Source organism: Acinetobacter sp. AND/436 (genome assembly GCF_049546925.1).
In the GTDB taxonomy this organism is placed as follows: domain Bacteria; phylum Pseudomonadota; class Gammaproteobacteria; order Pseudomonadales; family Moraxellaceae; genus Acinetobacter; species Acinetobacter indicus.
Genome location: NZ_JBMXBO010000003.1, coordinates 34,015 through 59,857, shown reverse-complemented (window position 1 = coordinate 59,857; position 25,843 = coordinate 34,015). Strand labels below are relative to the sequence as shown.

Here is a 25,843-nt window from a genome sequence, read left to right as displayed (position 1 = left end):
CATGAGTGCCTTATTTATTATTGTTGCGGCCATTCTTTTGTTGGGGCCGTTAATTGCAATTCATGAATTTGGGCACTACTTTGTTGCACGCAAACTGGGGGTCAAAGTCCTGGTTTATTCTATTGGTTTTGGCCCGACAGTGCTGAAATGGACCTCGAAGAAATCCGGTATTCAATATCAGCTCTCGGCTTTGCCTTTGGGCGGCTATGTCAAAATGCTGGATGAACGTGAGGGCAATGTGGCAGAAGAAGATCTACCTTTTGCTTTTAACCGTCAGCATCCGTGGAAACGGATCGCGATTGTCGCGGCAGGTCCTTTAATTAATCTGGTTTTTGCGATTGTACTGTTCTGGATTCTGTTTTTACCGTCTCAGGAACAGCTGAATACCCGTGTTGGGAAAGTCTTGCCACAAACGCCTGCGGCTGAAGTGAATATGCAGCCGGGTGACCGGATTACCGCAGTCGATGGTACCCAGGTCAGCACCTGGGAAAAACTGAATTTTGCGCTGGTGGATCGTGCTGGTGAAACAGGTACCATTCATATTCAGGCCAACCGCGATGGTCAGCCACAAAACTTTCAATTACCGATTCAAGATTTCTTGAAAGATCAATCTCAGTCACCACTTGAGGTGCTGGGCTTTACGCCATATCGTCCGAATATTCCAGCAGTGGTCAGCAAACTGAGTGAAGATGGCGCTGCCATTCGTCAAGGGATGAAAGAAGGTGACCAGATTTTAGCGATTGACGGTGTTGTCATGAAAGACTGGTACGATGTGGTACAAGTGGTACAGGCATCGCCAGAGAAACTGTTGAAGATTGATGTGTTGCGTCAAGATCAGCGGGTACAGCTGGAAATTATGCCGCAGGCCAAACGCGACAATATGGGCAACACCACCGGTATGTTAGGTGTACAAAGTGACCCGGGAAAAATAACAATTCCTGAAGAATATAAACAAACCATTCAATATAGTCCTACAGAAGCCTTAATGATGGCGGTCGATAAAACCGGTCAAATTTCCTCGATGATTTTGAACTCCATCGTCAAAATGGTGCGTGGTCTGATTGGTTTAGATAACCTGTCTGGCCCGATTACCATTGCCAAGGTGGCAGGACAAAGCGCTGAAATGGGCTGGCAAACTTTTATTTCGTTTATGGCCCTAATGAGTGTAAGCTTGGGTATTCTAAATTTACTGCCAATTCCAATGCTGGATGGTGGACATTTGGTTTATTATTTTATAGAACTAATTCGTGGTAAACCTGTTTCTGAACAAATACAATTAGTTGGTTTAAAAATTGGTATGGTATTGCTCGGTAGCATGATGCTTCTGGCATTATTTAATGATTTTATGCGTTTATAACAACGTGGATAGGCAATAAATTTAACATTGGAAAAGACTGGCATGCAGCACACACATTTATTTATGCCTCTGGCACTGGTTAGTGCTATGGCAGCAGTACAACAAGTATATGCAGCAGATGAATTTATCGTAAGAGATATACAAATTGACGGACTTGTTCGTTTAACGCCAGCCAATGTTTATGGAATGATTCCTGTAAATAGTGGTGATCGTGTCAACGATGCCACCATTGCAAATGCAATTCGCAGCCTGTATGCCACAGGTTTATTCGATGATATTAAAGCTGCCCAGCAAGGTGATACCTTGGTGTTTCAGGTGGTAGAACGTCCGATCATTTCGAAAGTCGAATTTAAAGGCAATAAATTAATTCCAAAAGAAGCCCTTGAAGAAGGCTTAAAGAAAATGGGCGTGGCTGAAGGTGAAGTGCTGAAAAAGTCTGCTTTGCAAACACTAGAATCGGAACTTGAACAGCAATACATGCAGCAAGGCCGTTATGATGCCGATGTCAAAGTCATTACCACAGCACGTCCGAATAACCGCGTCGACCTGACCATCGAGTTTATTGAAGGTAAAGCGGCCAAAGTTTTTGATATTAATATCATTGGCAATACCGTCTTTAAAGACAGCGAAATTAAACAGGCCTTTGCAGTCAAGGAAAGTGGCTGGGCTTCTGTGATTTCACGTAATGACCGTTATGCGCGTGAGAAAATGGCAGCAAGCTTGGAAGCTTTACGTGCGCTGTATTTAAACCGTGGTTATATCAACTTTAATATCAATAATTCGAGCCTGAACTTAAGTGAAGACAAACAGCACATCTTCATTGAGGTGTCGATTGATGAAGGCGAACAGTTCAAATTTGGTCAAACCAAATTCTTGGGTGATGCTTTATATGCACCAGAAGAATTAAAAGCGCTGCAAATCTATAAAGATGGTGAAACCTATTCGCAAGAAAAGGTCAATGCGGTTAAGCAGCTGCTGCTTCGCAAGTATGGTAATGCCGGTTATTACTATGCAGAAGTGAATGTGGTGCCACAAATTAATGAAGAAACCAAACAGGTTGATCTGAACTATTACATCAACCCGGGTCAGCAAGTCACAGTACGCCGCATTAACTTCAGTGGTAACACCAAAACTGCCGATGAAGTGCTACGTCGTGAAATGCGCCAGATGGAAGGTGCATTGGCCAGTAACGAAAAAATTGATCTGTCTAAAGTCCGTTTAGAACGTACTGGTTTCTTTAAAACCGTGGATATTAAACCGGTGCGTGTTCCGAATGTACCGGATCAGGTTGATCTTAACGTTGCGGTGGAAGAACAGCATTCAGGTACCAGTACCTTGGCGGTGGGTTTCTCGCAAAGTGGCGGTGTAACTTTCCAGGCCGGTTTAAGCCAGACCAACTTCCTGGGTACCGGTAATGCCGTGTCGATTGACTTGTCGCGTTCTGAAACACAGGACTACTATAACCTAAGCGTAACCGATCCGTACTTTACCATTGATGGTGTGCGTCGCGGTTATAATATGTACTACCGTAAAACCAAACTGGATGATGACTATAACGTTAACAACTATGTGACCGACAGTTTTGGTGGCGGAATTAACTTTGGTTATCCAATTGATGAAAACCAGAGCATTAGTGCGGGCTTAAATATTGATAATACTGAAGTGACAACTGGTCCTTATGTATCGACTTATGTGGCAGATTATTTAGAAAGCCATGGTGGTCGAGAAACACAAAGAGGCGATCATTGTCCAGCAAATATCAATGCAGATGGGGAGTGTGTGGATGAAAATGGAACTCTAGTTCAAACCATCCCATATGGTCGAGAGTTTAAGGGTGACTTCCTGACTTATAACCTAAATTTAGGTTGGTCATATAATACCCTTAACCGTCCGATTTTCCCAACAATGGGGATGTCGCATCGGGTGAATGCAGAAATTGCTTTACCGGGCAGTGATGTGGAATATCAAAAAGTTACCTATGATGCACAGGCCTATTATCCGCTGGGCAAAGATTTTGTGCTGCGTGGCTATGGTAAGGTGGGTTATGGTAATGACTTACCATTCTATAAGAACTTCTATGCCGGTGGTTATGGTTCGGTACGTGGTTATGACAACAGTACCTTAGGACCAAAATATCCAGGTGTTTATTTCTCTGATATTGGAAAGACTGATCCATCTCCAGAAGAAGTGGGTGGTAATGCTTTAGTACAGTTTGGTACTGAACTGGCTTTGCCGGTACCATTTAAAGGGGACTGGGCACGTCAGGTTCGTCCGGTGATTTTTGCTGAAGGTGCACAAGTATTCGATACTCAATGTAATGTTTCTAATAACGATATTTTCGTAAATGGGGATTCAGTAAGTAGTAAACAGTACTGTGAAGATAACTTTGGCTTTGACTTCGGTGAAATGCGTTATAGCGTCGGTGTAGGCTTTACCTGGATTACCATGATTGGCCCATTGTCCTTAAGTTATGCATATCCGCTGAATGAAAAACCAGGTGATGAAACCAAGAATATCCAGTTTGAAATTGGCCGTACGTTCTAAGTACGGTCTGTTCATGGATGCTTGAAATAGGGATAGATCAAGATGAAGAAGATACAACTGGCGGTTTTAGGTTTCACACTGTCCTGTGCCGCAGCGGCACAGGCGGCAGGTTATGGTGTGGTCAGCTTAGAGCGTGTGGTTGAAAGCAGTAGCTATTTAAAACAGCAAAATAGTGCATTGCAACAATCGCTTAAACCTCAAACCACTAAACTTGAACAGCTGGGTAAAGAGCTGGAAAATTTGCAGCAACGTGCCCAGCAGTCAGCGAACTTATCTGAAGCCGATAAGCAAAAATTATCGGTGCAGTATCAGGCCAAGTTAAAAGAATTTAATACTTTACAGCAAGGTTTGCAGACCAAAGTGCAGGCTGATCTGCAAAAAATGAATGACAATTTTGAGCAGCGCATCAAGCAGGCAGCAGAACAATTGCGTAAAGAAAATAATTTAGATGTGGTTTTGAACAAAAACTCAGCACTTGCCTATGACCCTAAGTATGATTTAACTGATAAAATGATTCAAAAGGTTAATGCAATCAAGTAATCAATGAGTTATCAACATTATCGCTTAGAAGAACTTGCTCGTCTGGTCCAGGGCGAGCTGGTCGGTCAGGCCGATTTAGGTCTCCAGGGTTTAGCGAGCCTGGAGCTTGCTAAACCGCAGCACATTGCTTTTGTCAATGCTGACAAGTATGTGGAGCAGGCAAAAGTATCTAAAGCGGGTGCTTTAATTGTCACGCCCGAGTTACAGCAGCAGCTTGATACGCATCAGAACTTTATTGTGGTGGCAAATCCCTATTTGGCGTTTGCAATTTTAACCCATGTCTTTGAGCGTAAGCACACCCAAACGGGTATTGAAAGTACCGCAAAAATTCATCCCTCAGCGATCATTTCTGAAAGTGCTTATATTGGCCATTATGTGGTGGTGGGTGAAAATTGTGTGGTGGGTGATAAAACCATTATCCAATCGCATAGCAAAATTGATGATTTTGTTGAAATTGGTAAAGAATGTTTTATTGATTCGCATGTCACCATCACTGGTGAAGCCAAAATTGCTGACCGGGTCCGCATTCATGCCAATACCGTGATCGGGAGTGAAGGCTTTGGTTTTGCTCCGTATCAGGGCAAATGGCACCGCATTGCACAGTTAGGTTCAGTACAGATTGGTAATGATGTACGAATTGGTTCGAATTGTAGTATTGACCGTGGTGCGCTGGATGACACCATTTTGGAACATGGTGTCATAATTGATAACCTTGTGCAAATCGCGCATAACGTGAAAGTGGGGGCCAATACTGCTATCGCTGCAAAATGCGGTATTGCCGGCAGTACCATCATTGGCAAAAACTGTATTCTGGCAGGTGCGTGTGGGGTCTCTGGTCATCTTTCTATTGCTGACAACGTGACTTTAACCGGAATGTCAATGGTCACAAAGAGTATTTCTGAACCAGGAACCTATTCTTCGGGCACCGGTGCATTACCAAATGCGCAATGGAAACGCGCGGTGATTCGCTTTAGACAATTAGCAGATGTGCCATTGACCCAATTGCAGAAAAGACTCGATCATATGCAGACTCAAATTGAGTCCCTTGAATCAACTTTAAAATTGCGTAAATAATTATGATGACTGAGTCGAATACCCCAACATTTACGAAACCTGAATTGCCAATGCATATTCAAACCATCCGTGAATATTTGCCACATCGTTATCCATTCTTATTGGTAGATCGAATCGTTGATGTAACTGACAACGGGATTGTGGGTTATAAGAACGTTTCGATTAATGAAGAGTTTTTACAAGGACATTTCCCTGAATATCCAATTATGCCAGGGGTATTGATTGTAGAAGCGCTGGCACAGGTTTCAGGCGTGCTTGGCTTTATTATGAATAATCAGAAACCGACTGCGGGTGCATTATTCCTATTTGCCGGTGCCGAAAAAGTTAGATTTAAAAAACAAGTGGTTGCAGGCGACCAACTTGTATTAAAATCTGAATTAGTAATGCAGAAACGTGGTATTTACAAATATAATTGTATCGCCACGGTCGATGGCATTGTTGCAGCAACCGCGGAAATTATGATTTCGCATCAGAAAACAGAGCAAGCATGAGCAATAACCCCCTCATTCACCCCACCGCTATAATTGACTCCTCTGCAGTCATTGCGCCTGATGTGCAAATTGGACCTTATAGTATTATTGGTCCGAATGTCAGCATTGGTGCGGGTACAAAGCTGCATTCACACGTGGTGGTGGGTGGCTATACCCGTATTGGTGAGCATAATGAGATTTTCCAGTTCGCAAGTGTTGGCGAAGTCTGTCAGGACCTGAAATATCAGGGTGAAGAAACTTGGCTGGAAATTGGTGACTATAACCTGATTCGTGAACATTCCAGCTTACATCGCGGGACGGTTCAGGACAAAGGCATCACTAAAATTGGTAGCCACAACCTGTTGATGGTCAATACGCATATTGCTCACGACTGTATCGTGGGTGATCACAATATTTTTGCCAATAATGTCGGTGTCGCAGGGCACGTGCATGTCGGTGATTATGTGGTGGTGGGTGGAAACTCGGGTATTCATCAGTTCTGTAAAATTGACTCTTACAGTATGATTGGTGGCGCATCTTTAATTCTGAAAGATGTACCGGCCTATGTGATGGTTTCGGGTAATCCTGCGCATGCTTTTGCTATGAATATTGAAGGTATGCGTCGTAAAGGCTGGTCGAAAAATGTGATTCAAGGATTACGGGACGCCTTTAAACTGATTTACAAATCAGGATTAACCACTGAAGAAGCCATTCAGAAAATCCGTGCAGAGATTCTGCCAGAAGTGCCGGAAGCACAGCGTTTAATTGATTCACTAGAACAGTCTAAACGCGGGATTGTACGCTAACACGCTGTTTGAAGCTGATTCAAAAAACTGCTCCAATTGGGGCAGTTTTTTTATATCCAGATTTTGAGGTTTCTTGAACATCAGATACAAATTTCTACTCGTGCTTGGCCCGGATTTTGCTCATATTCAAGCTATACAATAAAAATTATTGCGGGAGAGCGGCACTTGGTGCTCGCCGAAGGAGCAACGACCCCGGAAACTCTCAGGCAAAAGGACCGTAATAATTCAAAAATCTGGAGAGAAGCACGCGCAGTGCTCACCGAAGGGGATGGTTGGGCTGAACATCAGTTAAATCGAAGCTCTCAGGTACCCTGACAGATGGGGCATCACGAATGGAACAGCTGTTCCAAGGAGCGTTTTATGCCGCATGTTGTTGTCATTGGTGCAGGAATTACCGGGGTCACTTCAGCCTATGAGCTGATGCGTTTAGGCTATCAGGTTACGGTGATTGACCGGCATTTATACCCGGCGATGGAAACATCGTATGCCAATGGTGGCCAGTTATCGGCCAGTAATGCAGAAGTCTGGAATCAGAAAGCCACTGTACTGAAAGGCCTGAAATGGATGTCGCAAAAGTCGGCGCCGCTCTTATTAAATCCTGCATTTGATCTGCATAAGTATGGCTGGCTGATCGAGTTCTTAAGCAATATCCGCAACTATGAACACAATACCCAGGAAACAGTGCGCCTGGCACTTCTGGCACGCAAACGTTTATTTGAAATTGCAGAACAGGAACAGATTGATTTCAATCTGGAAAAACGTGGAATTTTACATTTTTATCATAATAAAGCGGATTTTGACTTTGCAATTCGGGTCAATGATTTGCTCTGTCAGGGGGGGCTGGAGCGTTATCAGGTCAGTCTGGATGAAATCCGACAGATTGAACCAAGTCTAACTGGGCAATATTATGCAGGTTTTTACTGCCCGGGAGATGCCACCGGCGACATTCATAAATTCACGGTGGGGCTGGCTCAAGTCACCATGCAGCAGGGTGTACGTTATATTTTCGGCCGGGATGTTCATGATATTCAGCTAGACGCCCAGCAGGTACAGCTGAGTTATCGGCCAGCCATTGAAGATCCGCTGGCAGATCAGCCGATGGTGGAAACCTTACATGCCGATGCCGTGCTGATTTGCGGCGGTGTGGGGAGCTATCAATTGGCGCGACAGGTAGGTGATCGGGTCAATGTTTATCCGGTCAAAGGCTATTCCATTACCGTCAATTTACAGGATGAACAGAGCCAAAAGCAGGCACCTTGGGTCAGTCTGCTAGATGAAAGTGCCAAAATTGTGACCTCACGTTTAGGCACAGATCGGCTGCGGATTGCCGGAACGGCCGAATTTAATGGTTATAATCGCGATATTCGCCATGACCGGATTCAGCCACTGGTGCGCTGGGTGCAGCGGAATTTTGATATTTCAACCGAAAGCGTGGTGCCGTGGGCAGGTTTACGTCCGATGATGCCAAATATGATGCCGGTGATTCGGCAGGGCCAGCATCCACGGGTATTTTATAATACTGGCCATGGGCATCTGGGCTGGACCTTATCTGCGGCGACAGCATTGATGATTAGTCAGGAAATTGCGCAGCATTATCCGGTGACGGGTAATGAGAACATTCAGTTAAGCTCTGTTTTAAAGTAACAGGGCATTAGGAGAGATGCTGATCATCTGCCGGGTTCTGGCAAAATAAATCCATCAAAATGAAGCAAATCGCTGTCAATTCAACGGGCTATTTGGCTTATACTCAGGCTTTAAATAAAATATCTTTTTGCTTTAAGATTTTGAACTGCCATTAAAAAAATGGATTGAGATGCTGCCGTCCTGGGCAGACCGCGATATGTATGGATAAACGATGGCAAATATAATTCTGGTTGCGCTATTTCCTTTAATCTTTCTGATTGCGTTGGGCTATGTACTCAAGCGCTTTAGGTTTTTAGAAGATAAATTCTGGCACGGTGCAGAAAAGCTCAACTACTATCTGCTGTTCCCGGTGATGCTGTTTTTGGGCCTGGCGCATGCCGAAATTCAGGCCAGCGAAATTCGCCACATGATGCTGGGAGCGGGTCTGACCCTGCTGATTGCGGTTTGTCTGTTATATATCCTCAAGGCGCTGTATGGCACTGCAGCGGCACGTTTTGGCGTGTATATGCAGGGCATGGTGCGTTTTAATACCTATATCGGTCTGGCGCTGTCGGCGTCTTTGTTTTATCAGCAGGGTATGGCGCTGTTTGCTATTCTGCTGGTGTTTTGCATTCCTCTGGTCAATGTGCTTTCGGTTTTGGCCCTGACCAATTCAGAAGGGATGCGCTTGCAATCCATCCTGTTATCATTATTGAAAAATCCCTTAATTTTAGGCTGTATTGCAGGCGGGGTGTTTAATCTGCTGAATTTACGCTTATGGATTGGCTTTGAAAATTATTTAAAACAGATTGCCATTTCCAGTTTGCCATTGGGCTTGATGTGTATTGGTGCAGCATTACAGTTTCAGGGGCTGCGTAAAGATCTGCGGACCTTGTTATTAAACACTTTTGGACGCTTGCTGTTGATGCCGATGATTGCGTTGGCGACCTGTCTGGCATTGAATCTGCCGGCCCTGCATACCCAGATTCTGGTGATGTTTTTTGCCTTGCCGACGGCCTCATCGGCTTATATTCTGACCAAAGTTTTGGGGGGAGATAGCCAGCTGATGGCCAGTGTGATTAGCCTGCAGACTGTGTGTGCGGCGTTCAGTTTGCCATTGATTTTGTGGTGGGTGATGTAAAGCGCTGTCAGGTTTTAATCATAGAGACGATAAATACCGCTAAAACGCTCGCAGCCTTTTTGTTCAGTACGCACGGCTAAATAAGCCTTCTGGAAGTCGAGCTGGTAATTGCAGTCATGTTCATTATCAATAATATGCTGCTTTTGCTGCGGTGAGGTATAGGCCAGTAAGGAAATGGTTTGGGTGTCTAGCTTGTTGTTTGGACTGCGATAGGCCACACCTTCAATTTTAATACTGTCTTTATTTAGTTGATGAATCTGCAAATGTACCGGCTGCTTGGCCAGTTGTCCCTGTTCAAATTTCAGATAATGCTGGGTCATGCTCTGGTTCATCGAGCTAAAGAAATTTAACTGATCCAGACGCGCTTCAAACTGCTGTTTAAAACACTCGGTGGTTTTACACTGCTGCGCACGTTTAAACCAGAGCTGATGGGTATCTTGCAGAATACGCAGCGGGGCATCAGTCACCAGAAAAGCCGTCAGAAACTGATCATTGAGCTGCTCACGAATCTCCTGTAAATCGGCATGGCAGATTTTATTGAAAGCAGGCGTGTTGGCCTGCTCGCAATTGATTTTCTGTGCATGCGATAGCGGGGTGCCCGCGGCGCCCAAAAACAACAGGGTTCCAATGATTTTTATAAGATTCATCTCGGTTTTCAACAGCATGATCGCTTATACTTTCATTAGCTTGCGTAAGCTAACTATAGCGAAAGAGAAACTGTGAATACAAGATTTCAATCGTTTATTTCTGAAGGAGTTGAATATGGTTGCACAAATACGAATTGGGCAGGGAATAGACGTACATGCCTTTGAAGAAGGCGATTTTGTGACATTGGCTGGGGTTAAAATTCCACATACCCATGCTCTGAAAGCCCACTCAGATGGGGATGTGATTTTACATGCGCTATGCGATGCCTTATTGGGTGCATTGGCACTGGGCGATATTGGACAGCATTTTCCCGACACCGATCCTGAATTTAAGGGCGCTGACAGCCGGGTGTTGCTGAAGCATGTTTATCAGCTGATTTTAGACCGCGGTTATCTATTGAATAATGCCGACATTACCGTGGCCTGTGAACGCCCGAAACTGGCTAAGCACAATCTGGAAATGCGCCAGAGTATTGCCGATGTGCTGGATGTGGATGTGACTCAAATCAGCATTAAAGCCACCACCACGGAAAAATTAGGCTTTACCGGCCGTCAGGAAGGAATTCTGGCTACAGCTACGGTGTTAATTTGTCACGCAAAGTGATCGGTTTTCATTAAGGAAATTTGCAGTTCCTGGGTTGCTTTACGGCCCTGAAGTTGTAAGGCAACAGCGTGAATCAGACCGGTCCAGGTTTCATTCGGCTCCCAGATCTGGTGCAACATTTCCTGCGCGGTAGGCATGTCCATATTCATATAATACTGACGATATAAATACATCAGGCTGCTGACATGCTGATTGGTACCGCAATGCAACCACACCATCTGATCCTGCACCAGATGATCAATCAGGTCTAAAACCAGCAGACATTGGGCGTCAGATGGAGTTTCCCAAGAGATGGGCAGTTGTACATAGTTCAGGCCCAGTTCCAGACAGATTTTATCTTCATTGGCTAGATGCTGCTCGGCATCACTCAGTGCGACATTAACCACAGTGGTAATGCCATATTCTTTAATCTGACGTAACTGTTCCGCATTCGGCTGGCCGGATGTGTACAGGTGTTCATGCACAAACTGAAAGTGATCAATTTGGCTTAAAGCGGTTTCAATTTCATTCATCAGATAAAATTTCCTGCAACTGAAATGGAAACGCCATCTTGACGATGGCGTTTTTGAGTCAGTTTTAGCGGCTGGCTAAAACCTCTTTCAATGCTTCATGCATCTCAAGCAGGGATTTTTCAGTGGTTTCCCAGTCGATGCATCCATCGGTAACAGACTTACCATACTCCAAATCGCAAAGATTTGCAGGAATATCTTGACGACCGCCTTTCAAATGACTTTCGACCATAATCCCGACAATTGATTTATTGCCATCTAAAATCTGTTCGGTGATGTTTTTTAAGACCAGTGGTTGCAGGTACGGGTCTTTGTTGGAGTTGGCATGACTGGTGTCAATCATGATTTTGGTGCTGACTTTGGCTTTAATTAGCGCTGCTTCTGCATCGGCGACTGAACCGGCATCATAGTTTGGCTTGCCATTACCACCACGCAATACCACGTGCGCATAGTTGTTACCGCTGGTACGAATTACCGACACCTGACCATGTTCGTTCAGCCCCAGGAAGCTGTGACCATGTTTTACAGACTGCATTGCGTTGGTCGCAACAGTTAAGCCGCCATCAGTACCATTTTTAAAGCCAACCGGTGAAGACAGGCCAGAAGACATTTCACGGTGAGTCTGACTTTCTGTGGTACGCGCACCAATCGCTGACCAGGAAATCAGATCCTGATAATACTGTGGAGAGTTCGGGTCCAGTGCTTCAGTGGCACAAGGCAGACCTTTTTCATTCAGTTCCAGCAGCAGTTTACGGCCAATACGCAGACCTTTTTCAATATTGAAAGAGTCATTCATGTCCGGGTCGTTAATCAGACCTTTCCAGCCCACGGTCGTACGCGGTTTTTCAAAGTACACCCGCATTACGATGTATAAGGTATCTTTTACTTTTTCGCTCAGCACTTTCAGGCGGTCTGCATAATCATGTGCTGCCACAGGATCATGAATCGAGCAAGGCCCAATGACCACAAACAGACGTTTGTCTTTACCATCAAGAATATTGCGGATGGTTTCACGACCTTTCAGTACGGTGTGATAAGCAGAGTCAGTCAGTGGAAGTTCTGCTTTGAGTTCAGCAGGGGTCACAAGTGGCTGGATGCTTTTAATATTCACATCATCGATATCTGAAGGTGTAATAGGGTTAGACTGTAAAGTGTTCATTGCCGTCACTGGTTTAATCGTATACAAGATTGTTTAATAGCCTGAATATAACACGAATATAGCAGCCTATTGTTATAAAAAAGATCAATAGATTACTGAAAAAAAAGTGATGAATCGCAGAGATAAATTAAACTGGCGATGTTTTTTCAGCGCTCACCACCATCGCCGCTTCAACTGGTTGTGCCGGTTTGGATTTGACCGGGTTCAGCATAAAGTTCACCCCAAGCGCGAACAGGGTAATGCCCAGCACTTTACGGATAATTTTTTCAGGCAGGCGTGAGCTGACTAAAGTACCGACCACAATTGCCGGAATAGAACCGACCAGTAACCACATCAGCAGTTCAAAATCGACATTGCCCGAGGTCATGTGACCCATACCGGCGACAAAGGTCAATAAGACTGCGTGGACCACATCGGAGCCGATAATGCGGATCATTGGCAAGTTCGGGAACATTAGCACCAGCGCCATAATGCCGAAGGCACCTGCACCCACCGAAGATAGGGTGACGAACACACCCAGGACAATTCCCATCACCACAATCATCGCGCGCTTGTTGGTGGCCTTCAGGTCGACCTTTTCCAGGTCTTGAGTCATATCTGGCAATTCATGTTTGCGATATTTGTTGAAAAATTTTTCAATCTGGCTGCGGAAAATAATAGATATGCCGGTTAGGGTCAGCATAAAGCCCAAGACCATGGTCAGCACAGCTTTATAATGCGTGGACTGGCTTAAATAGTTGTCGAGTACCCAATGCGTTGCAAAAGACGCCGGGATACTGCCGACAGACAGCCAGATCACAATTGGCCAGACGATATTCATTTTTTTGGCATGGACCAGTGAACCACAGAATTTGGAAATTGCGGCATAGAGCAGATCGGTACCAATGGCAATGTGCGGTTCAATCTTAAACAGGCTGATTAAAATCGGGGTCATTAACGAACCACCGCCTACACCGGTCACACCTACACAGAAGCCAACCAAAACACCTGCCAAAATAAACTCAACTGCACCAAACATGGGGATATGCCATACATCAAAAAACGTGCTTATCTTATGACTTTCGGATATAAGTCGTTGGCATGATTAATGATTTGCTTATTCTAAAAAATGCTAAAGATGAGAAAAAGATCAACATTTATAGTGAAACAGCGTGGAGATAGATCTATCTGAAATCTGCTGGATTTAAAGCTGAAAAAAAGGGGATTTTTTAGTAAAAAGATCAGGATGTGCAGGGCCGAATAGACGGATTTTGTGATGACAGCGCAGCAAAATGGAAAGATAAAAAGATTAAAAATAGCAGGAAATTTCACTTTAAATTCATTATTTGTGTATTCAGTGTCATTACATAGAGATGACATGTGTTGGAGTTTGGGATTTTATTTGATCAATCTTTCAGCATGATAAAAAGTTGCTGATGGTCATGAAACTGCAAGTCAGGTGGAATAGAGTGAAATAAAGCGGTGAAAGCGTAATAAATGAATGAGCCCAGCACAGCATCATCAATCAAACCTGATAGCCATACTGGATAAAAACAAAGCAGTTAAAATATAGAAAAACCTGAATTTTTTCTCGGCTCAGAACAAACAGTCGTTACAGTCACTTCAAGCAGAATATGTTAAAATTCCACGCAGCAATTGAAGGAGCAAGGTCTTGCAAAAACGAAAACTGAAAATAGGCATTGTAGTGGGAGAGGTTTCTGGGGATACCTTGGGTGCCAGACTGATCCGCCGTTTTCGTGAGCAAGGCATTGAGGCTGAATTTGAAGGTATTGGCGGCCCGCAAATGATTGCTGAAGGCTTTAAAAGCTATTATCCGATGGATATTTTGTCGGTCATGGGCATTGTTGAAGTCTTAAAAGACATTAAAAAGCTGTTTGCCGTGCGTGATGGACTGGTTGAACAGTGGAGCAAGGAGCCGGTCGATGTTTTTATTGGGATTGATGCGCCGGATTTTAACCTGCGTTTATCGAAAAGCCTGAAGCAGAAAAGTCCAAGCATTAAAACCGTGCAGTATGTCAGTCCTTCGGTCTGGGCATGGCGTCAGGGCCGTGTCCACGGCATTAAAGCCAATATTGATCTGGTGCTGTGTTTATTTCCGTTTGAAAAAGCCTTTTATCAAAAATGGCAGGTTCCGGCTGCCTTTGTCGGGCATCCATTAGCGAGTCAGTTGCCTGTCGATAATAATCTGGCCGATGCCAAACTGGAACTGGGGCTGGAAGCTTTGCAAAAGCATATTGCCTTATTGCCCGGTAGTCGTCGTGGTGAAATTGAGCGTTTAGGGCCATTGGTTCTGGCAGCCGCTGAAATTCTGGCTGCGAAATATCCAAACTATCACTTCTTAATTCCCGCCATTAACGATGCGCGTAAACAGCAGATTGAAAGTTTATTACAGCATTGTGCTGCTGATCTGAGATCACGGGTTAGTCTGCTGGAAAATACCGATACAGAATCAAAAATTGGCCGTCAGGTCATGAATGCAGCGGATATTGTCGCGCTGGCTTCGGGTACTGCAACGCTGGAAGCAATGTTATTGCACCGGCCGATGGTGACTTTCTATAAGCTCAACCGGATTACTTACTGGATTGCCAAACTGCTGGTTAAAATTCCGTATTACTCGCTACCGAATATTATTGCTGGTAAAAAAGTGATTGAAGAGCTGATTCAGGAAGAGGCTACACCAGAGCGTCTGGCACATGAAATTGAAAAGCTGATGCATATTGAAGCTGCACAAATTCAGGTAATGCAGCATCGCACTATGCATAAACAGCTACTGTCGGGCAACTGTGAAGACCCGGTGGCAGCAATTCTGGCTATTTTATAAGAGCCTGCTGAAACTGCTGCCGGTACTGGCTTGGGGTCAGGAAAAACTGCTTTTTAAAAGTCTGGCTAAAGGCAGTTTCAGAAGAGTAGCCAACTTTATAGGCAATTTGCTGGATTGAGAGCTGGCCATGACGTAAATATTGAGCCGCCAGCCTTAAGCGATGCTGCTGCAAATAGGCCAGTGGAGATTCGCCAACAATCTGGGTAAACAGATTGGCAAATTTTGAGCGCGACATGCAGCATTGTTCGGCCAGGGTTTCGACGGTCCAGCTTTTTTCCGGTTGTCCGTGAATGGCGGTTAAAGCATTGGACAGTTCCGGATGCGTCAGTGCGCTCAGCCAGTTATTAGAATCATTCAGCTGGGCAATATAATCACGCACACATTCAATAAATAAAATACTGATCAGATGATCGAGAATTTTATCGCGGCCGGGGCGAATCTGATGGCTTTCTACCGCCAGAAACTGTAAGCCAATTTGCAGCCATTCCGGCGCAGTGCTGCTCATAATATGATGAATATGCATATAGTCCGGCAAGGCATTTAACAGCGGCTTGGCCATAATGCTGTCCATTGTGCCGTGCATGGCTAAAATAAATGATTTTTCACCGGATGCATCACCAAACTCGATGGTCTGCTGGCGTTTCTGCTGAAACAGGTCACTAATATCCAGAGCGTTTAGCCAGTCCAGTTGGGCGCTGCTTTTACCGACATGGCTACAGCCCGAAGGAATTAGCACAATATCACCGGCCTGCGCATAGACCTGACGCTGGGTCGATAATTCCAGATGTAATTCACCACTTAGTACCACATAGGCAATAATGGCGCTGTGATCCTGATATTGAAATGCCCAGTTTCCCTGTGGATTCAAATAGATAAATTCAGATTTGTTGAGATGAATATCATCAAAAATTTTACTTAAAGCATCCATACCGGGTTGATATCTTCTTATTTGAGCTTAGCTATTTGGTCATTAAGCCTGAATTTATCGTGTGATGAAAGGCCAATTTCAGGCAATGTGGGCCAAAGACGTTTACATAGCTTTTTTGGACGTTTGCAACTGTTCTCTGTGGCTTGTTTGCTGAAATATATAGATAAGTTAAGCAGGATGGAAGTGCAGGCAATGAATGCTCCGCTACAACTCACAGAACAACAACAGCAATTTTTACTTGAAAAATCCGGTCTGGCTTTAGATAAAAAACGTTATTTATGGCTGATTAGCCCATTTTTACCGGTTTTAGGCATTGGGATTCTGGCCGGTTACCAGTTTGCACCGAAACCATTTAAAACTGTATTTGCCCTAGGTGGACCACTGTTAATTCATGTGATTATTCCCAGCATTGATACCCTGGTCGGTAAAGACGAGCACAATCCAAGCCCGGAAGAAGTCAAGCTCTTGGAGCAGGACCCGTATTATTCCCGTTTGGTAAAAAGTTTTATTCCCTTGCAGTATATCGCCAATATTTATGCGGCCTATTTGGTCTCACGTAAAGAGACTTCACTGCTGGATAAAATTTTTCTGGGTGCGTCGATGGGACTGGTTAATGGGGTGGCGATTAATACTGCACATGAACTGAGTCATAAATCCTCCAAACTGGAGCATTATCTGTCGCATCTGGCGCTGGTACCATCGGGTTATAACCATTTCCGGATTGAACATCCCTATGGGCATCATAAACGTGCTGCAACCCCAGAAGATCCGGCGTCTTCCCGTATGGGAGAAACCTTTTATGAGTTCTGGCCACGTACGGTGAAAGGCTCGTTTAAATCGGCGATTGAAATTGAAACCCAGCGTTTAAAACGTAAAGGCAAGAATTTCTGGTCCAAAGACAATGAATTGCTACAAGGTTGGGGCATGAGTGCGCTGTTTCATGCCGGAATGCTGGTGAGCTTTGGGAAAGGCATTGTGCCGTATTTAAGCACGCAGGCCTTTTATGCCATCAGCCTGTTTGAACTGGTCAATTATATTGAGCATTATGGCTTGCTGCGACAAAAAGATGCGCAGGGCAAATATGAGCGTACCCAGCCGGAACATAGCTGGAATAACAATAATATTGTCACCAATCTGTTTTTATATCAGTTACAGCGTCATTCCGATCATCATGCCTATCCGACCCGTCCATTTCAGGCCTTGCGACATTTTGATGAAGCGCCTGAATTGCCAAGCGGTTATGCCAGTATGTTGCTGCCAGCGCTGCTTCCACCGCTCTGGTTTAAAATGATGGATAAACGCGTGTTCAAGCATTATAAAGGTGATTTAAACAAAGCCAATATCCAGCCGAAACGCCGTTTAAGCCTGTTTAAAAAGTTCGGCCTGAAGGCAGATTAAGTATAGAAAAATCCATTCGACTGTTTTAGTCAGCCCTATGGTGAGTAGGGCTTTTTTGTACGCAGGCGGTTGATGTTACCCAGATTCATGTTCATTTAACGCTCTTTTCCATCCAGATTTCACAGGCATGACTATGACCGGTCTGGCCTTGTGGGGCAGACAAATGTACAAAACCGAGCTTTTCATAGAGTTTCACTGCCTGCCACAGTGATGCTGTGGTTTCCAGATAGCAGGACTGAAAACCGGCCTGCTGGGCAAAGTCAAAAGCGTGTTCCAGAATCTGTTTGGCAAATCCGTAGCCACGTACTGCTGGCAGAAAATACATTTTCTGGATTTCCAGGCGGCTTGGATCACCCTGCAAAGGCGCAGCACCGCCACCACCAAAAATGTCGCCTTGATTATTGGTAACGACCCAATACTGTGCGTGTGGCTGTGAATACACCGCATATAAATCATCGACCGCAGCATCGGCCACGGCAAAACCGGATTCCGGCGCCAGTCCAAATTCTTTGGAAACCTCACGAATAATACGGGCCAGTGCAGGATTATCTTGGGCTTGAATCGGGCGTAAAAAATACATAAGCGCAGTGCTAAAAGATAAAGAGATGAATTTTATCACTAAATATTCATCTCTTGAGCAGATTTGAGGCACATCTATTGGACTTTAAATGTCGCTTGATGCTGTACTCGGTATCTTATTTAAGTTCACTGGAACTTTTGCCCAGTTCACGTCGGGCAATAATCAGTTGCTGAATTTGCTGGGTGCCTTCAAAAATATCCAGGATTTTGGAATCGCGCGCCCATTTTTCCAGCAGTTCATCTTCGTTATAGCCCACAGCGGCGGCCAGTTCTACGCATTTCAGGGTAATTTCATTCCCGACACGGCCAGCTTTGGCTTTGGCAATTGAGGCTTCTTTGGAATTGGGTTGCTTGTTATCGGCCATCCATGCGGCTTTAAGCATTAATAAACGGGCCGCTTCCCATTCGGCTTCCATCCGATAAATCTGCGCGGCTATTTGGGAGCTGTGTAAATAGGCGGTCTGATAATGCTCATCCAGCTCGTGTTTAAAAATCTGCTTGATCCGTTCCAGCGATGCTTTGGCACAGCCAATCGCCATGGCCGCGACCAAAGGACGGGTGTTGTCAAAGGTCTCCATCACCCCGGCAAAGCCTTTGGAGACATCAATCTCGGCATTGCCAAGTAGGTTGCTGGCCGGCACCCGGCAATCGACAAAGCTGATGGCTGCAGTATCGGAGGCTTTAATCCCGAGTTTATGCTCCAATCGCTCTACGGTCATGCCGGGCGTGCCTTTCGGCACCACAAAAGACTTGATGGCAGCACGGCCGAGCTTTTTATCCAGTGTGGCCCAGACCACCACGGCATCGGCGCGTTCACCCGAGGTCACAAAGATTTTCTCGCCATTCAGGATATAATCATCGCCATCTGCGACCGCTGTGGTGCGAATTGCCGCTGAATCGGAGCCGCAGCCGGGTTCGGTAATGGCCATGGCGGCCCAGGTGCCGTGAAAACGCTGTAACTGCTCGTCATTGGCCACCGCAGCAATGGCGGAGTTCCCCAGACCCTGACGCGGCATACTCAGCAGCAGGCCGGTATCGCCATAACACATTTCGACAATACTTAAAGCGGTGGACATATTGACGCCATTTTTATTGCCACTGGCGGTATCGCCACGTTTATTCACCGCAGCGCCGGCGTTCATGCCATCGCCACCTGCATTCATGCCATCGACCACTGAGGCCAGCATATCCAGTTCTTTCGGGTAGGCATGTTCCGCCTTATCATATTTACGTGAAATTGGACGCAGGACATTCAGGGCAACCTCATGTGCCTGATCAATCAGCAGTTTAAATTTTTTCGGGTTCTGTAAATTCATGGGCTGTTCCTTATTTTTATGGTTATTTAGGTATGCAGGCCAGACTGGACAATCGCGGTCGCGCGCAGATCACGATACCAGCGCTCGACCGGATGTTCTTTGGTAAAGCCGTGACCGCCCAGAATCTGCACGCCATTTGTGCCAATTTGCATGGATTTTTCTGCACATAACAAGCGTGCCAGATAGGCTTCCCGATGAAAGTCCTGTCCAGCTTCGGCCAGACTGGCAGCATTCAGCACTAGCATGCGCATCGCATCAATTTCAATCGCCATATCGGCAATCATAAAAGCCACACTTTGACGATGTGAGATGGGCTCGCCAAAGGCCGTGCGCTGGTTGGCATAGTCAATACAATAGGCTTTCACGGCTTCGCAGCACCCAACCGCCATGGCACACCAGACTAAATTACCCAAATCAATAAAAGCACTATAGTCAAAATCATCATCGCCCAGACGTTCGGCTGGGGTATGCTGAAAACTGAGGGTGACTGTTTCTGTGGCCTTCAGCCCCATTGCCGGGCTTTTTTGTGCACGAATGCTGCTGTCGCGTTTCACCACAAATACTTCTGGCTGGCCATTGAATTCAGCACTTACCAGATACAAGTCCGCCGTTTCACCCAGCATTACCAGAGTTTTTTCACCCTGAATCCAGTACTGGCCCTGGCTAAAAGTGGCTTGTGTATTTAAACGCAGCGGATCAAAAGCCGGTGTAGCTTCCTGCACGGCAAAGCTGGCGCGCAGTTCCGAATCTTCTGCAAAACTGGTCAGATAACGTGACTGGATGCTTTCAGAACCCCAGCGGGTCAGGGCATTGATTACCCCAAAGGTCGACAATAAACCTGCGGTCAGGCTGAAATCACCCCGGGCCAAATGCTCGGCCATCAGAATATTAGTGACAATATTCTGCTCGCTGGCCACGCCACCCAAAGCCTCCGGCAGTGCATAATCATTCAGGCCCAAATCCTGACTGTGTCGCCATAACACTTCAGGAAACTGTTCCAGATGATCCGCCTGATGCGCCAGTGGATAAAGCACCTCTGTGGCAAACTGCTGCATGGTATCTACCGTCATTTGCTGTTCTTCGCTCAGGCTTAAATCAAACAGGGATTTTTGCTGATGGGGTAAACGCTGTCTGGGGACATCATCGTGCTTTTGAAAAGCTTTCTGGGTCACGCTTAAGGTTTTAAAGCCGGCTTTGGCCCCCTGATATAAAGATTTTTCTACAAATTTACGCAGTTTGAGCTGGTCTAAAACCTCGCTGCTGGCAAGCCGAGTGAGCAGCGACAGTCCAAATCCTTGGGCCTTGTTTACCATATTGGTCATTGTTGTTGTTCCATCATGCGGGTGATTATTTTTATGCTGACACGCGGCTGTTTAAAAAACCATGTCAGAACTGACATACTCAATTGTCAAAGATAAACGGTTGTTGCAAGATGAAACAGGAATCTAAATAGTTGCTTCTGTTTATATTTTTAATTTTTGGAAAGAGCGGGGAAGGGAGAGGATTGACCCGAATGACATTAGCTGCATTCGGGTCGGGTGTGGCTTTACTGGAATTTTTTGATCATGTCGCGCACATTGGTTTTGGCATCAATCACGGTCATAAAGGTATAAGCCCCAATAAATTTACGGCTAATAAACATAAACTCTTTCGGCGGAACACTGAAATAACGTGAAGCCATGGATTTAGAGGCCTGTTGCATCACCCGGCTATGCAGCTGGCTTTTTTTCCAGTCATAACGATGCTGATCATCCATCACACCGGCTGGTAAATCCGGGTTGTTTTCAGGACTGCTAAAGGCTTCGGTGGCCAGTAAAAAGACTTTGGCCATATCCGGCTTAATGCTTTGCGGAATGGAGTCAAAAAACTCATAACCGGTCATGGCTTTCACCATCATCTCCGCGTCATGCTGATAGCCGGCCTGAATCAGGTTACGTGCGACCGAGAGCAGGTTGTGATCAAACTGGCGAATGGCACCGAAATCCAGCAGCACAATTTTATCCTGTACATCTGCGCCATTGCCCAGACGTACTAGATAGTTACCGAAGTTTGGGTCGGTCTGCATTTCGCCCCATTCAAAAATTTCCCGCACAGCCACTTCTAAAGAGGCTTCACCAAGCAGGTTACGACGTTCTTGTGGTAAAGACAGCATCACCGGACTGTTGATTGGTACGCCACGTTCAAAGGTCATGCACAGCACCTGATCGGTACAGTAATCTTCAATAATGGTTGGAACGATATAGCGCGGGTCCTGCTTTAAACGCTCGGCAAAACGGCGTGTGGTGGCTGCCTCAATCCGATAATTGACCTCGCGGTGCATCATTTCGCGGACTTCATCAAACCACTGATCAAATTCGCGGGTTTGCGGCACCATGCGGGTCAGTTTCAGCATGTTTTTAAACAGACTCATATCCGAATCAATGGCATCGGCCACACCCGGATACTGGATTTTTAATACCAGTTCCATACCATCAGATTTACGGGTGGCGCGGTGTACCTGAGCTAAAGAGGCGGTACCTAAAGGCTCATGGTCAATGGTGAGATCATTAAGTTTGGAACCTAACTGGTCCTGTAACTGGGTTTTAATCGCAGGCCAGGCCAGGGCAACAGTCTGGTTATTCAGGGTATTCAGGGCTTGGGTGATTTCTTCAGGCAGGAAATGTTCGCCGTAAAGCGCCATCATCTGGCCAATTTTAACGATAGAGCCTTTCAGTTTGCCAATTTCTGCGACCAGATAATCGGCCTGTTCTTTCATGGCTTTTTTGCGTTTCTTTTCTTTTTCTTCTTCACTGGAAAAGATTGAACCGGCGCTGGAGGCGGCCCAACGTGTCCCGGCCAGCAACGATGCCTTCGCGATCGATAAGCGTCGATCCATAGAGGAAGTTTTCAATTGTTTAAGCTTATCGTTCTGATCTGACATGTAAATTTAATCCTTCAATCAGCAATTCGCAGAAAGGTCATAGTTTAACGAATATTAACGGGTCTTAACGTATTAAAAAAGTTCAAGTTGCTGAATGTCGAGTTAAGTTTTGCATTCTCTATGAAATAGCCTAAGCAAAATCTATAAAGATGCAATTTCGCTCACTCACATCCGGAATTTAATCTTGAGGGTACTTTTTTGTTGCAGCATCTGCTTGTTTTCATCAATGTATTTTAAAATCAGGCTTTGTACCGATTCATGCAGAAAACCATGCGCATAGCCTTTGACAATAATAATGCTGGGCAGGTTAAAGAACAGATATTTGGCATCATCCAAAGTCGCATCCTGAAAAATGCCGCGTTCCACCAGCATCTGCTGTAAAAACTGTTTTTCCTGCAAGACACGCGGTGAATCGTTGTCATTCCAGTAGTTTTGACGCATGGCCAGCAGGTTATTGTGTTTGTAACTCATATCAACAGGTTCACGGGAGTCTCATAGTCAATATAAGGTCTATTTTTGCAGATTCAATCGCAAAATGGCAGGAAATTGTGAAGATATGGAAATTCTATCCTGTTCATCGCTATAGGTTTTTTGCCTGAAGTTCAGTAATATGCTTTACATAAATTAAAACAAAGATGATCGCTGTGTTTGGCAGCAAGGGGAATATGATGCGTTTAGCATTCATCGGGGGAATGGCCTGGGCGCTGCTGGCGGGTTCGGCCTATGCGCAGGAAAGTTATTCAAAACAGTATATTCAATGTAGCAATCATGCCTATGGGCAACCATCAGTCTTGCAAAAATGTGTCGATAAAGAGCTGAAACAGCAGCAAAAACGCTTAAAGAAAAGCTATAAGTCTTACTATCGGGCCAGTGGGGCATATCAGGCCAATATTGCCCAGCAACATGTGCTGTGGGAGCAGCGTTTAAAGCAGCAATGCTATCGGGGCATGAACGGTGATGTTGCCAAATTGCAGCAATCGCGTTGTACGCTGGCACAGGTGATTGATCAGGCCAATTATTATCAGAGCAAATTTATTGCCCGTTAATCCTGTACTTACCATTTCAGGGCTTTATTCCAAATCTGACTAAGGTCGTGAAAGTTGAGATCAATTTATCAGATTGAAATCCGGCTTTTACGCACAGAGACATTATAAAAGCGCACAAAACAAGGTATCATAAGGCGTTTTAAAAAATTGACTCTGGAGAGACCTTAGGTGGATCGACCGACTATTAGCCCTGAACATTTGCAGGAAGCCGCTGAAACATTAGTCACCATTCGTGATTTTATCCGTTTTGGTGTAACAGCATTACGTCAATATGATGCACATCTAGGTCAAGGTACAGAAGATTATTTTGCTGAAAGTTCCGCGTTGGTATTACAAACCCTGTCGCTGGACTGGAATGCCGATGCAGAAATTCTGGATGCCAAATTACTGCCGAGCGAAAAGCAGGAATTTTTAAGTCTGCTGGAGCGTCGTATTAATGAACGCACGCCAACCTCTTATCTGCTCAATCTGGCCTATTTCTATGGCAAGCCGTTTTATGTCGATGAGCGTGTACTGATTCCACGTTCGCCAATTGCTGAACTTATCGAAAACCGTTTTGCGCCATATTGTCTGGATGAAAATGGCCAGATGGGTGAAGCCAATAATAACTTGCCAGCCAACCCAAATCCGCAAATGCCACGTCGTATTCTGGATATGTGTACCGGTTCAGGCTGTATCGCAATTGCATTGGCTTATGCTTTCCCGGATGCAGAAGTGGATGCGACCGATATTTCTAAAGATGCTTTAGAAGTTGCGGCCATTAACACCGAACATCACAACATGCAGTATCAGGTGGCGCTGCTTGAGTCGGATTTGTTCTCTAAAATTCCAGCAGAAAATCAGTATGATCTGATTGTATCGAATCCACCATATGTCGATGCCGAAGACATGGCCGACCTGCCAGATGAATTCCGTCATGAGCCAGAGCTGGCGTTAGCTGCCGGTCAGGATGGTCTGGACTTGGTGCGTAAAATGCTGGCCCAAGCCGCAGACTATTTAACCGAAGATGGTCTGATTGTGATTGAAGTCGGTAACTCTGAATGGGCCATGAAACAGAACTTTAATACCGTCGATTTCCACTGGCTACAATTCCAGAAAGGTGGTTCAGGCATTTTTGCCCTAACCGCAGCACAGTGCCGTCAATACCGCGATTTATTCATTCAATCTGTTAATTCATAAAGGAGTCGTTGCACATGGCAGGTAATAGTATTGGACAACTCTTCCGTGTCACGACTTGTGGTGAATCGCATGGTGTAGGCCTGATGGCCATTGTTGATGGTGTACCGCCGGGCCTGGAACTGACTGAAGCCGATTTACAGCACGATTTGGACCGCCGTAAGCCGGGGACTTCCAAATTTGCAACCCAGCGTAAAGAGCCGGATCAGGTTGAAATTATTTCTGGGGTATTTGAAGGTAAAACCACAGGTACCCCAATTGGCTTGCTGATTCGCAATACCGACCAGAAATCCAAGGATTATGGCAACATTGCCCAGACTTTCCGTCCGGGTCATGCCGACTATACTTATACGCAAAAGTACGGTTTCCGTGATTATCGTGGTGGTGGTCGTTCCAGTGCCCGTGAAACTGCGATGCGTGTAGCTGCCGGTGCGATTGCCAAAAAATATCTGGCAGAAAAATTCGGGATTCTGATTCGTGGTCATGTGACCCAAATTGGTACAGAAAAAGCGGAAAAGCTGGACTGGAATGAAGTGCCGAATAACCCGTTTTTCTGTGGCGATGCCGATGCTGTGCCACGTTTTGAAGCGTTGGTGACTTCATTACGTGAACAAGGCACCAGCTGTGGCGCCAAACTGGAAATTCTGGCCGAAAAAGTGCCTGTGGGCTGGGGCGAGCCGGTATTTGACCGTTTAGATGCCGATATTGCCCATGCCATGATGTCGATTAACGCGGTTAAAGGCGTAGAAATTGGCGATGGTTTTGCCGTGGCGGAACAGTTCGGTCATGAAACCCGTGATGAACTGACCACACAAGGCTTCCTGGCCAATCATGCTGGCGGTATTTTGGGTGGTATTTCCAGTGGTCAAACCATTCGTGTGGCGATTGCGCTTAAACCAACGGCGTCTATTACCACACCGGGTAAAACCATTACCATTGACCGTGAAGATACCGATGTACTGACCAAAGGCCGTCACGATCCATGTGTGGGTGTGCGTGCTGCACCAATTGCGGAAGCGATGCTGGCGATTGTGCTGATGGATCATTTCTTACGTCACCGTGCACAAAATGCCGATGTGGTGGCGCCATTTGCACCGATTGAGCCTTAATTATCCCAGATTAAAGAAGCCGGACTGAATGTCCGGCTTTTTTTATGGCGATAGGTTGTATCCGTTTGAAATTTCC

At 45.5% G+C, this 25,843-nt stretch carries 24 protein-coding genes and 1 riboswitch; of the genes, 14 read left to right on the top strand and 10 right to left on the bottom strand.

What is annotated here, in order from left to right; all coding sequences use genetic code 11:
- The first annotated feature begins 1 nt into the window (after position 1).
- The 8 genes from rseP to ACPEPR_RS03375 all read left to right on the top strand — a co-directional run bounded on the left by rseP (position 2) and on the right by ACPEPR_RS03375 (position 9,555).
- On the top strand, positions 2–1,357 hold the full coding sequence (rseP, locus tag ACPEPR_RS03410; protein ID WP_104498766.1) for an RIP metalloprotease RseP: 1,356 nt from the start codon (positions 2–4) through the stop codon (positions 1,355–1,357).
- Positions 1,358–1,399: 42 nt separating this feature from the next.
- Positions 1,400–3,901: an outer membrane protein assembly factor BamA gene (bamA, locus tag ACPEPR_RS03405; protein ID WP_160243254.1), complete on the top strand. Its 2,502-nt coding sequence runs from the start codon at positions 1,400–1,402 to the stop codon at positions 3,899–3,901.
- A gap of 42 nt (positions 3,902–3,943) precedes the next feature.
- Positions 3,944–4,441: an OmpH family outer membrane protein gene (locus ACPEPR_RS03400; RefSeq protein ID WP_005177611.1), complete on the top strand. Its 498-nt coding sequence runs from the start codon at positions 3,944–3,946 to the stop codon at positions 4,439–4,441.
- Positions 4,442–4,444: 3 nt separating this feature from the next.
- Positions 4,445–5,515 carry a UDP-3-O-(3-hydroxymyristoyl)glucosamine N-acyltransferase gene (lpxD, locus tag ACPEPR_RS03395; RefSeq protein ID WP_423561925.1) on the top strand — a complete coding sequence of 357 codons (1,071 nt, stop codon included), beginning with the start codon at positions 4,445–4,447 and terminating at the stop codon, positions 5,513–5,515.
- Positions 5,516–5,520: 5 nt separating this feature from the next.
- Positions 5,521–6,006 carry a 3-hydroxyacyl-ACP dehydratase FabZ gene (fabZ, locus tag ACPEPR_RS03390; RefSeq protein WP_087662207.1) on the top strand — a complete coding sequence of 162 codons (486 nt, stop codon included), beginning with the start codon at positions 5,521–5,523 and terminating at the stop codon, positions 6,004–6,006.
- On the top strand, positions 6,003–6,791 hold the full coding sequence (lpxA, locus tag ACPEPR_RS03385) for an acyl-ACP--UDP-N-acetylglucosamine O-acyltransferase (protein ID WP_016658197.1): 789 nt from the start codon (positions 6,003–6,005) through the stop codon (positions 6,789–6,791). The genes fabZ and lpxA overlap by 4 nt, the downstream gene beginning before the upstream one ends.
- A 141-nt stretch (positions 6,792–6,932) precedes the next feature.
- Positions 6,933–7,019: riboswitch (glycine riboswitch) on the top strand.
- A 132-nt stretch (positions 7,020–7,151) separates the two neighbouring features.
- Positions 7,152–8,435, top strand: a complete 1,284-nt coding sequence (locus tag ACPEPR_RS03380; protein ID WP_423561924.1) for a D-amino acid dehydrogenase — start codon at positions 7,152–7,154, stop codon at positions 8,433–8,435.
- A 211-nt stretch (positions 8,436–8,646) separates the two neighbouring features.
- Complete coding sequence (locus ACPEPR_RS03375) at positions 8,647–9,555, top strand: AEC family transporter (RefSeq protein WP_104488970.1); 909 nt, start codon at positions 8,647–8,649, stop codon at positions 9,553–9,555.
- Positions 9,556–9,569: 14 nt separating this feature from the next.
- On the opposite strand, the gene ACPEPR_RS03370 is transcribed toward ACPEPR_RS03375, so the two are convergent.
- Complete coding sequence (locus tag ACPEPR_RS03370; protein ID WP_005177627.1) at positions 9,570–10,220, bottom strand: A1S_1983 family putative colistin resistance protein; 651 nt, start codon at positions 10,218–10,220, stop codon at positions 9,570–9,572.
- Between the two features lie 97 nt (positions 10,221–10,317).
- Here ACPEPR_RS03370 and ispF point away from each other — a divergent pair, with 97 nt between their 5' ends.
- The gene (gene ispF / locus ACPEPR_RS03365) at positions 10,318–10,806 is read left to right on the top strand and encodes a 2-C-methyl-D-erythritol 2,4-cyclodiphosphate synthase (RefSeq protein ID WP_005177629.1); all 489 of its coding nucleotides are present in this window, start codon (positions 10,318–10,320) and stop codon (positions 10,804–10,806) included.
- Here the strand turns inward: ispF and ACPEPR_RS03360 are convergent.
- The 3 genes from ACPEPR_RS03360 to ACPEPR_RS03350 form a co-directional block, all read right to left on the bottom strand.
- Complete coding sequence (locus ACPEPR_RS03360; protein WP_016658194.1) at positions 10,794–11,318, bottom strand: protein tyrosine phosphatase family protein; 525 nt, start codon at positions 11,316–11,318, stop codon at positions 10,794–10,796. The genes ispF and ACPEPR_RS03360 overlap by 13 nt on opposite strands.
- A gap of 64 nt (positions 11,319–11,382) precedes the next feature.
- Positions 11,383–12,474, bottom strand: coding sequence for a 3-deoxy-7-phosphoheptulonate synthase (locus ACPEPR_RS03355; RefSeq protein WP_005177632.1), 1,092 nt, complete (start codon positions 12,472–12,474; stop codon positions 11,383–11,385).
- 127 nt (positions 12,475–12,601) lie between these two features.
- Positions 12,602–13,492 (bottom strand): sulfite exporter TauE/SafE family protein, encoded by an 891-nt coding sequence (locus tag ACPEPR_RS03350; RefSeq protein ID WP_016658193.1) that lies wholly within the window; start codon positions 13,490–13,492, stop codon positions 12,602–12,604.
- A 633-nt stretch (positions 13,493–14,125) separates the two neighbouring features.
- Here ACPEPR_RS03350 and lpxB point away from each other — a divergent pair.
- Positions 14,126–15,295, top strand: coding sequence for a lipid-A-disaccharide synthase (lpxB, locus tag ACPEPR_RS03345; RefSeq protein WP_160243249.1), 1,170 nt, complete (start codon positions 14,126–14,128; stop codon positions 15,293–15,295).
- On the opposite strand, the gene ACPEPR_RS03340 is transcribed toward lpxB, so the two are convergent.
- Positions 15,285–16,223, bottom strand: coding sequence for an AraC family transcriptional regulator (locus ACPEPR_RS03340; protein ID WP_286421992.1), 939 nt, complete (start codon positions 16,221–16,223; stop codon positions 15,285–15,287). The genes lpxB and ACPEPR_RS03340 overlap by 11 nt on opposite strands.
- 192 nt (positions 16,224–16,415) lie before the next feature.
- On the opposite strand from ACPEPR_RS03340, the gene ACPEPR_RS03335 reads away from it, so the two are divergent.
- The gene (locus ACPEPR_RS03335) at positions 16,416–17,621 is read left to right on the top strand and encodes an alkane 1-monooxygenase (protein WP_423561923.1); all 1,206 of its coding nucleotides are present in this window, start codon (positions 16,416–16,418) and stop codon (positions 17,619–17,621) included.
- Between the two features lie 91 nt (positions 17,622–17,712).
- On the opposite strand, the gene ACPEPR_RS03330 is transcribed toward ACPEPR_RS03335, so the two are convergent.
- The 5 genes from ACPEPR_RS03330 to ACPEPR_RS03310 form a co-directional block, all read right to left on the bottom strand.
- The gene (locus ACPEPR_RS03330) at positions 17,713–18,201 is read right to left on the bottom strand and encodes a GNAT family N-acetyltransferase (protein WP_104513276.1); all 489 of its coding nucleotides are present in this window, start codon (positions 18,199–18,201) and stop codon (positions 17,713–17,715) included.
- Positions 18,202–18,316: 115 nt separating this feature from the next.
- Complete coding sequence (locus ACPEPR_RS03325; protein ID WP_075174883.1) at positions 18,317–19,516, bottom strand: acyl-CoA dehydrogenase family protein; 1,200 nt, start codon at positions 19,514–19,516, stop codon at positions 18,317–18,319.
- 26 nt (positions 19,517–19,542) lie between these two features.
- A complete protein-coding gene (locus ACPEPR_RS03320) occupies positions 19,543–20,838 on the bottom strand; it encodes an acyl-CoA dehydrogenase family protein (RefSeq protein WP_423561922.1) in 1,296 nt (431 codons plus the stop codon).
- A gap of 224 nt (positions 20,839–21,062) precedes the next feature.
- Entirely contained in the window at positions 21,063–22,436 is a 1,374-nt protein-coding gene (locus ACPEPR_RS03315; protein WP_180103392.1) for an ABC1 kinase family protein, read from the bottom strand.
- Positions 22,437–22,601: 165 nt separating this feature from the next.
- The gene (locus tag ACPEPR_RS03310; protein ID WP_005177647.1) at positions 22,602–22,907 is read right to left on the bottom strand and encodes a hypothetical protein; all 306 of its coding nucleotides are present in this window, start codon (positions 22,905–22,907) and stop codon (positions 22,602–22,604) included.
- Positions 22,908–23,104: 197 nt separating this feature from the next.
- Here ACPEPR_RS03310 and ACPEPR_RS03305 point away from each other — a divergent pair, with 197 nt between their 5' ends.
- From ACPEPR_RS03305 to aroC, 3 genes are all read left to right on the top strand, one after another.
- Positions 23,105–23,482: a DUF1311 domain-containing protein gene (locus ACPEPR_RS03305; protein WP_423561921.1), complete on the top strand. Its 378-nt coding sequence runs from the start codon at positions 23,105–23,107 to the stop codon at positions 23,480–23,482.
- 168 nt (positions 23,483–23,650) lie between these two features.
- The gene (gene prmB, locus ACPEPR_RS03300) at positions 23,651–24,661 is read left to right on the top strand and encodes a 50S ribosomal protein L3 N(5)-glutamine methyltransferase (protein ID WP_045795711.1); all 1,011 of its coding nucleotides are present in this window, start codon (positions 23,651–23,653) and stop codon (positions 24,659–24,661) included.
- A 14-nt stretch (positions 24,662–24,675) separates the two neighbouring features.
- Positions 24,676–25,767 carry a chorismate synthase gene (gene aroC / locus ACPEPR_RS03295; RefSeq protein WP_016658184.1) on the top strand — a complete coding sequence of 364 codons (1,092 nt, stop codon included), beginning with the start codon at positions 24,676–24,678 and terminating at the stop codon, positions 25,765–25,767.
- The last annotated feature ends 76 nt before the right edge of the window (positions 25,768–25,843 follow it).